Raw genomic sequence first — 7,834 nt, forward strand, 5'->3', positions numbered from 1 at the left:
TTCTTTTTTGGAGTAATGAGAGACAGAAGTCTTCATGATTTTTGAGGATTTCTCGGACAAAATTGGACTTAAGCAAAGTTGACCTGAGATGGCTATCTTGCCTGATTCAAAATCCTCGATGCTGTGGTATCTTTAGAAGACTTATCGAGAAATGAATGAACACAGACGCACATTCCTTAGAGTTTCATCTCGCTGACGAAGAAGCAACGTCAGAACTGGGCGCTCGGCTGGCTCGAGCCTTGGACTCCGTTAAATCCGAAATCCTGGAAAAAGGACTCAATATCAAGTTAGTCGGAGATTTAGGCGCTGGTAAAACCTACCTGATGCGTTCCGCACTGCGCGCCCTCGGATTCGAGGGCCGAGTAAAAAGTCCTACCTTCTCTTTATTGGAGACCTATAAAGTCGACGGCTTTACGGTCAATCATTTTGACTTCTACCGTTTTGAAGACCCCGTTGAGTTTGAGGAAGCCGGTTTCCGTGAGAACTACGGACCCGGCAGAGTCGTGGCGTCCGAGTGGACATCCAAGGCAGAGCCTTTTGTTCCTCAGCCGGATCTGACCATTACGCTTAAGAATGAGGGAGACGGCCGCGTCTGTGATATTTCCGCAGATTCTGCTCTCGGCAATCAAGTTTTAGAAGTCCTTAAAAAATAATGAACACTCGCAGGTCGTTTCTGGAAGGAGCGGGCGGCGCTCTTTTGCTCTCTTTTGTTCCCTGGTCTCCGGCGTACGGAGCTCAAGTAGTCGACGTTCGCGTCTGGCCTGCGGAGGAATACACCCGCATCACGATCGAGCATGATGCGCCCATGAAGTTCAAATACTTTGTTTTGCGTAATTCTGATCCGGTTAGATTGGCCGTAGATATTGACGGTTTGCTTCTGACCGATAAGCTCAAACAGATCATTCAAAAAGTTAAGCCTAACGACCCTTACATTTCCAGAATTCGAGTCGGTCAGAACAGACCGAACGTGGTTCGTATCTCGATTGATTTCAAGACGGATGTTGATCCTCAGGTTTTTTCTCTGAAACCGGCCGGACAATACCGATATCGCTTGGTTTTTGACATCTACCCGGCAACTCAAAAAGATCCTTTGATGGCCATCATTCAAAAGGAAGAATCCGAGCCTGACGCGATCAAGAGCTTGTTGGCGCAAGTGGCCGAGGGTCAGAAGCGAATGGAGGAGAACAGGGCGGATTCGGGAGAAGTCGATCAGCTGGGTCAGATTTTGGCCGGCATTGCCGACGGCTCGCTTGCTCCGATGCGCCCGGATGAAGAACCGAAAGGATCTTCAAAGCCTGCGCAGAAGAAGCCGGCTCAAAAGAAACCGGAAACTCAGCTGGCCCAGACAAAGCCTTCGAAGACGAAACCAGCCCGCTCCCCTAGAGTCAGAACCTTGGTCATCATGATTGACCCGGGACACGGCGGAGAGGATCCGGGCGCTATCGGAAGAAGACATCGAACAAGAGAAAAAGACGTGGTGCTGGCTGTCGCCCGTATCCTGCGCCAGGAACTCAACGAGATTGAAGGCGTTAAAGCGCTCCTCACCAGAGACGGAGACTATTTCGTTCCGCTTCAACGAAGAGTTCAGAAGGCGCGTGCGGCAAAAGCAGACTTCTTTGTTTCAATTCACGCTGACGCTTGGGTCAAGCCGACCGCAAGAGGATCGTCCCTTTACGTCCTGAATACCAGAGGTCAGGTTTCTACGGCAAACCGCTGGCTCGCCCGCAAGCAAAACGATGCCGACTTGATCGGCGGTGTTAACTTGAGCAATAAAGACAAGCAGATTGCCCGCATCCTGATGGATATGTCTATGACATCTCAGGTTTCGGACAGTATGGTTTATGGAGCCCGAATTCTGAATGAGCTCTCCAGAATCAATCAGCTGCACCGTGGAAAGGTCGAACAGGCAAACTTCGCGGTCTTAAAGGCGCCGGATATTCCGTCGGTGCTTGTGGAGACCGCCTTCCTGTCTCATCCCGAAGAAGAAAAGAAACTTCGTACAAGAGCCTTCCAGCGCAAGCTGGCTTGTGCCATCGGCAACGGAATTCTGAAAGGTTTCGGTCACAAATCAAGGCTAGGTTAGTGATTCTCCTTAGATGAATCTTAACTTTTCTTGATTGATATCAAGTTACTCGAGTAGGTGCCGGAACGACAATTTCCTTGAAGTTCAAAAACAACTCAAGGAGAAAAAACATGACAACACGTCGTTCCTTTTTAGCAGCTTCCACTGCAGCCGCTGCAGGTGCATTCATTTCTAAAGGCGCATCGGCAGCCGATGTCGCTACAACCCAACTTCCCGCAAAATGGGATGCAGAAACCGATGTCTTAGTCGCAGGATCCGGTATTGCGGGTATGTCCGCCGCTATTTCAGCTCTTGATAAAGGCGCCAAGGTCCTCGTGATGGAAAAAGGCAAGAACTACGGCGGCTGCGCCATCATTAACGGCGGCATTATCGCGTTAGGCGGCGGAACAAGAACACAGAAAGAGCACGGCGTAGAGGACTCACCCGAGAAGCTCTACAAAAAGCTGACAAATCCGGCACATCACGAATATCGAAAGAACACACCGGAACTCGTCAAGAAGTATTCTGAATGGTGCCCTGGAACTCAGGTTTGGTTGGAAGAACACGGCGTTAAATTCCTTCCGACATTTACACGGCCCGGTAAGTACGACTCTCAGCATCACGAGTCTTACCATCACATTTGGTGGAAAGACTCCGGAGAAGGCGGACGCAAACCGCAGCCGACAGGCGGATTCATGACCGGACGAGGCATCATGATGCCTTACTACGAATATTTCACAGGTAAAGGCGGTCAGATTTTCTTGGAACACAAAGTCGTAGACGTCTATGTAAACGACCAAGGTGCCGTCGTCGGAGCTAAGGTACAAAAGCCCGACGGTTCGATTATGAATGTTAAGGCCAACAAGGGCGTAGTCCTTGCCGGCGGTAGTTGGAAAGCAAATCCCGAACTCAGACGCCTGACCGATCCTCGCTTCACGGAAAACATGATTTCCACGGGTTACCCGTTCGTTGCCCCGGACGGCAGTGCAATTCTTGCAGGTATGAGAGCAGGCGGAATGTATGTCGGCGACCGCTGTGAAGATACACCTCATCTTCGCCGCAAATTCGGTACTGCACACTATGGCTTCCCGAAAGGCAGCAAGTACGGTGCTCCGGGCCTCGGAATTTCCGGTCCGCGCTGGGCTGAAGTGATCTTTACGAATAAATCCGGCGACCGCTTTGTGAAGGAACTCGACAAGGCTAACTTGGGCGGCTACACCTTCTACGACGCAGCGCTTGCACAGCCTGAGCAGTTCCTGTGGACGGTGTTCGATGACGCAACCGCTAAGAAATACCATTGGGACACGAAGGCTCCTAGTTGTGAAGAGGGTTACGCCTTTACAGCTCCGACGATTGCCGAATTGGCTAAGTTAACAAATCAGCCGAACTTAGAGCAGACGGTGGCTCGTTATAACGGCTTCGTAGACGTCAAGAAAGACGATGACTTTGATAAACCCGCTGAAAGCTTGACTAAGAAGATCGAACAGGGTCCTTTCCACGCGGTACGCTTAGTCCTCTGTGTCCACAATCTCACGGGTGGCCTGGCCATTAACGACAACGCTCAAGTTCTTGGTCAAGATATGAAACCGATCAAGGGTTTATATGCCGCAGGTGAAACAGCCGGAGGTCTGTACGTCGGCAATGGTATGCCTCGTGCCATCATGCCGGGACGCTGGGCCGGCGAACATGCAGCAGCCAACTAACTGACAACAGAAAGAAGCCGGCGGGAAACCGTCGGCTGATAAAAAATGAAGACAATAAAAGTTATCTTGCCCGCTTTGCTTTCTTTTTTTCTAGCCGGTGCCGTATTTGCTCAGAATGCACCCGAAGCAATGAAAAAAGAGCAATGCCTGGCCTGTCACGGACCGACATTTGACGAATTGATTAAGAAAAATGTTCAGGCTCAGTCTGATAGCGGTCCCGTAAATCCTCACGTATGGATTCCACATGCCGGAGGTCCGGAAAAAGCAGCAACGGAATGCATTGACTGTCATGCTCAGCATTCGATACCCCCGAAACCGGGATACAAGGATACCAGTGCATCTCTTGAACCTTGTTACGCCTGTCACCATAATTATCAATTGAAGAAGTGCTCCTCTTGCCACGGTGACAAAAACTAAATCAACAGCATGTTCCGATCGTTATTTGCCTTTGTTTTTTCAATCTTCATTTCCGTATCGGCGGCCGCAAATGCAGAGCCGCCGATAACGATCGGACTTATTCATTTTTCCCCGCCTCTGAGCACTGACATGGACTTCGGTCCGACGCTCAAACATCTCCAAGCATTTTTTGCCCCTCGAAAAGTCGTTGCTAAGGTTTATCAGTCACCTGAACTGGAGAAAGCTGTAGAGCAGGGCAAGATCGACTTCTTTTTTGCAAGCTCCGGATTCTTTTATCGGATGCAACCATTCGGGGCCCGAGACCTAGCCACGATTGTGACTGCGGCCAAAACTAAGCCAAACTTCGGGACTGCAGGCGTCTTTTTTACGCGCCGGGACCGAAAAGATATTAGTAAGTTTGAAGACATGAAAGGTAAAGTCCTGGTGGCCAACTACAAGACGGCTTTTCACGGCTATCGAACGGGTATGGCAGAACTTGAGAACCGCGGTTTTAACCACGAAAAATTCTTCAAAAAAGTTATTTTTGCTGGAGAAAAAGCCTCTGCAATTATCAACGACATCATTGCAGGCTCAGGCGACGTGGGTTTTGTCAGAGCGTGTTGGCTGGAAGAATACGAACTTCAGAACATCTCGGTGATGGATAAACTCAAGGTCATCGGTGCAAAACCGGGCCCAATCAAATGTCTGCATTCCACGCGGGCCTATCCGAACAACACGTTCGCAGCCACGTACAAAGTAGATCCTGAATTGGCTAGAGAGATGACACTCGCGTTGTTGTCTATGAAGCCGGAGAAAGACGGGCAGGCATGGTCGATTGCGACCGACTTTAAACCGGTAGACGATCTGTACAGATCGCTTAAAGTTGGACCTTATCAATATCTTCGAGAGTGGTCGGTAAAACGGGTGCTGACTGAGTTTTGGCCGGCGTTTCTTATTGTCATTCTCGGAATCGTAGGACTTGTAGTCCATAGTTGGCGCGCCCAGAAGCTCGTTGATCGTGCGACCACAAGACTCTTGACGGCTGAAGAGAGCAGAAGAAGAACTTTGGAAAAATCCAGAGAGCTTGCAGAAAAAATAGAGGCCCAGCAAAAGATCAACCTTGTGGGTCAGCTTTCCTCGATGTTCGCGCATGAGATGAATCAGCCTTTGGCGGCATGCAAATATTTTGTAGACGGGCTGAAGGCACTGCGTAAACAAAAGAGAGTTCCGGACGAAGAAATGCTTGACTTTAGCCTCGGACAGATGGAGCACGAACTAAAACGCGCTTCTCAGATCGTCAACAAAGTACGCGACTACTCTAAAAAGACCGTGACAAGAGAAGCCCGAGTGGATTTAACAAGCATCGTTCAAGAAATCACGCAAACGCTGAAGGTGAAATTTAACAACACCGTCGTAGATGTTAGGTGCGCGCCTGACGTTGATGTTGAAGGCGATCCTGTGGAGACGGAAATTCTTTTCTGGAATCTTCTGAAAAATGCAATGGAAGAGAGCCAAAAAGTGGAATGTCCTGAGGTTTGGGTCGTATTGAAGACGGATGAAGACTCGGCAATTCTGACGGTAGAAAACAGCGGCAGGAAACTCTCTGCGGAAGATGTCGCGAAGCTCGGTACGCAAACCTTTAAGAGCGAAAAGTCCGAAGGATTGGGCTTAGGTCTGGTTGTCGTCAGATCCATACTGGAGGCGATGAACGGCGCCATCCAATATGCTCCGCGTGATCAAGGCGGCTTGAAAGTAACGGTACGGCTGAAGAGAAAACTATGACCATCCATCCGGGTATTAAAAAGAGATTTCTCATTCGCATCGTCGACGACGATGTCGGTGTCAGGACAGGCCTGACGTTTCTTTTGAAATGCCTCGGGTGGAGTTCCGTGGATTACCTTTCTGCCGAAGAATTTCTTGAGAAAGACAACATGCTCCTACCCGGATGCATTTTGCTGGATATTCGTATGCCCGGCATGTCGGGACTGGCGCTGCAGCAAAAACTATTCTCCGACGGTGTTCAGCTTCCCGTTGTCATTATCACGGGGTATGCAGATGTAGAAACCGCTGTGAGGACATTAAAGCGCGGTGCTTTTGATTTCTTAGAAAAGCCGATTGAGGCTGAAAAACTTGATGCTGTTCTCGAGAATTGCTGGAACCGCTGGAATGTAAAAAACAGTGGGCAAAGTCCGCAGGAAATTGCTGCCATTTTTCATGAGATGAGCGAACGAGAAAAGGGCATTGTTCGTCTTTTGGTCCAGGAGCTGACAAGCAAACAAATTGGTGACCGTCTGGGTCTCTCAGAACGTACCGTTCAGGGCCATCGGCTGAATCTTTACAAAAAATTCGGAGTGCATACTCGCGATGAATTGCTGTCTTGCTTGAAAGTGATGGAAGAGCTTTCAGACTAACGAGATGTGAAACGCAAAATATTGCTACAGCTCGGTTTTGTTATTGAAGGGGCCGATCGTATTTGGTTAGAATTAACAGATTACGGATTCGGTCAAGAATCCCTTTGGATTAATATTCGGAGATCAAAACATGGCTCTCGTGTCGTTGCGTCAACTCCTTGATCACGCAGCAGAAAATAACTACGGTATTCCGGCTTTCAACGTTAATAATCTTGAACAGGTTCAGGCCATCATGCAGGCTGCGGACGAAGTAAACGCGCCCGTCATCATGCAGGCTTCTGCCGGCGCTCGTAAGTATGCCGGTGAAGTTTTCCTTGAGCACCTGATTAAGGCTGCTATTGAATCCTATCCGCATATTCCGGTCTGTATGCATCAGGACCACGGCCAGAGTCCGGCTGTTTGCCAAGGCGCCATCAACCTCGGATTCTCTTCTGTGATGATGGACGGCTCTCTGATGAGCGACGGCAAGACGATCTCTACGTTCGACTACAACGTCAACGTCACCAAAGAAGTCGTCAACATGGCTCATAGGGTCGGCGTTTCCGTAGAAGGCGAACTCGGCTGCCTCGGCTCTTTGGAAACCATGAAGGGCGACAAAGAAGACGGCCACGGTACCGACGCTGAAATGACACGTGATCAGCTTCTGACCGACCCGGATCAAGCTGCTCAGTTCGTCGAAGAAACTCAGGTTGACGCTTTGGCGATCGCCATCGGCACCAGCCACGGTGCCTACAAATTCACTCGCAAGCCGACAGGAGACATCCTCTCGATTCAGCGCGTGAAAGAGATTCATGCTCGTATCCCGAATACACACCTCGTGATGCACGGTTCTTCTTCCGTTCCTCAGGAATATCTCGAAGAAATCCGTAAATACGGCGGTCAGTTCCGTACGACCTACGGCGTTCCTGTTGAAGAAATCGTTGAAGCCATCAAGTACGGCGTCCGCAAGGTCAATATCGACACCGACATTCGTCTGGCTATGACAGCAGCCATCCGCAAGTATTTCGTTGAAAATCCCGAAGCATTCGACCCGCGTGCTTACCTGAAGGCCGCTCGCGCCGCTTCTGTCGAAATGTGCAAGTCTCGCTACATTGCTTTCGGCTGCGAAGGTCAGGCTTCCAAGATCAAGCCGCTGCCACTTCCCGAAATGGCCCGTCTGTACAGCGAAAGCGTGCTAAGACAGAAAGTAAACGATTAATTTCGACTTTTTTCACGGACCGCTTCGGCGGTCTTTTTGGTGTGCTCGGCATGAGCATTCTCTA

7 protein-coding genes are annotated in these 7,834 nt (G+C 49.8%); all 7 read left to right on the forward strand.

The genetic code is table 11. The features are described 5' to 3' along the window. Positions 1-155 precede the first annotated feature (155 nt). Positions 156-653, forward strand: coding sequence for a tRNA (adenosine(37)-N6)-threonylcarbamoyltransferase complex ATPase subunit type 1 TsaE (tsaE, locus tag HMPREF9439_RS03350; protein WP_008863706.1), 498 nt, complete (start codon positions 156-158; stop codon positions 651-653). Beyond that, positions 653-2,083, forward strand: a complete 1,431-nt coding sequence (locus tag HMPREF9439_RS03355; RefSeq protein ID WP_008863707.1) for an N-acetylmuramoyl-L-alanine amidase — start codon at positions 653-655, stop codon at positions 2,081-2,083. Before tsaE ends, HMPREF9439_RS03355 begins: the two co-directional genes overlap by 1 nt. A 110-nt stretch (positions 2,084-2,193) precedes the next feature. Then, positions 2,194-3,765: an FAD-dependent oxidoreductase gene (locus HMPREF9439_RS03360; RefSeq protein ID WP_008863708.1), complete on the forward strand. Its 1,572-nt coding sequence runs from the start codon at positions 2,194-2,196 to the stop codon at positions 3,763-3,765. A gap of 45 nt (positions 3,766-3,810) precedes the next feature. Beyond that, positions 3,811-4,182: a cytochrome c3 family protein gene (locus tag HMPREF9439_RS03365; RefSeq protein WP_008863709.1), complete on the forward strand. Its 372-nt coding sequence runs from the start codon at positions 3,811-3,813 to the stop codon at positions 4,180-4,182. Positions 4,183-4,191: 9 nt separating this feature from the next. Further along, positions 4,192-5,943: a sensor histidine kinase gene (locus tag HMPREF9439_RS03370; RefSeq protein ID WP_008863710.1), complete on the forward strand. Its 1,752-nt coding sequence runs from the start codon at positions 4,192-4,194 to the stop codon at positions 5,941-5,943. Continuing rightward, the gene (locus HMPREF9439_RS03375) at positions 5,940-6,572 is read left to right on the forward strand and encodes a response regulator transcription factor (RefSeq protein ID WP_008863711.1); all 633 of its coding nucleotides are present in this window, start codon (positions 5,940-5,942) and stop codon (positions 6,570-6,572) included. Before HMPREF9439_RS03370 ends, HMPREF9439_RS03375 begins: the two co-directional genes overlap by 4 nt. Before the next feature lie 130 nt (positions 6,573-6,702). Then, positions 6,703-7,770, forward strand: coding sequence for a class II fructose-bisphosphate aldolase (gene fba / locus HMPREF9439_RS03380; RefSeq protein WP_008863712.1), 1,068 nt, complete (start codon positions 6,703-6,705; stop codon positions 7,768-7,770). The last annotated feature ends 64 nt before the right edge of the window (positions 7,771-7,834 follow it).

The sequence above is a fragment of the Parasutterella excrementihominis YIT 11859 genome, assembly GCF_000205025.1.
Taxonomy (GTDB): domain Bacteria; phylum Pseudomonadota; class Gammaproteobacteria; order Burkholderiales; family Burkholderiaceae_F; genus Parasutterella; species Parasutterella excrementihominis.

Coding starts and splice junctions, on each gene's coding strand:
- HMPREF9439_RS03360 (WP_008863708.1), top strand. CDS start 2,194: ATGACAACACGTCGTTCCTTTTTAGCAGCTTCCACTGCAGCCGCTGCA.
- fba (WP_008863712.1), top strand. CDS start 6,703: ATGGCTCTCGTGTCGTTGCGTCAACTCCTTGATCACGCAGCAGAAAAT.
- HMPREF9439_RS03365 (WP_008863709.1), top strand. CDS start 3,811: ATGAAGACAATAAAAGTTATCTTGCCCGCTTTGCTTTCTTTTTTTCTA.
- HMPREF9439_RS03375 (WP_008863711.1), top strand. CDS start 5,940: ATGACCATCCATCCGGGTATTAAAAAGAGATTTCTCATTCGCATCGTC.
- HMPREF9439_RS03355 (WP_008863707.1), top strand. CDS start 653: ATGAACACTCGCAGGTCGTTTCTGGAAGGAGCGGGCGGCGCTCTTTTG.
- tsaE (WP_008863706.1), top strand. CDS start 156: ATGAACACAGACGCACATTCCTTAGAGTTTCATCTCGCTGACGAAGAA.
- HMPREF9439_RS03370 (WP_008863710.1), top strand. CDS start 4,192: ATGTTCCGATCGTTATTTGCCTTTGTTTTTTCAATCTTCATTTCCGTA.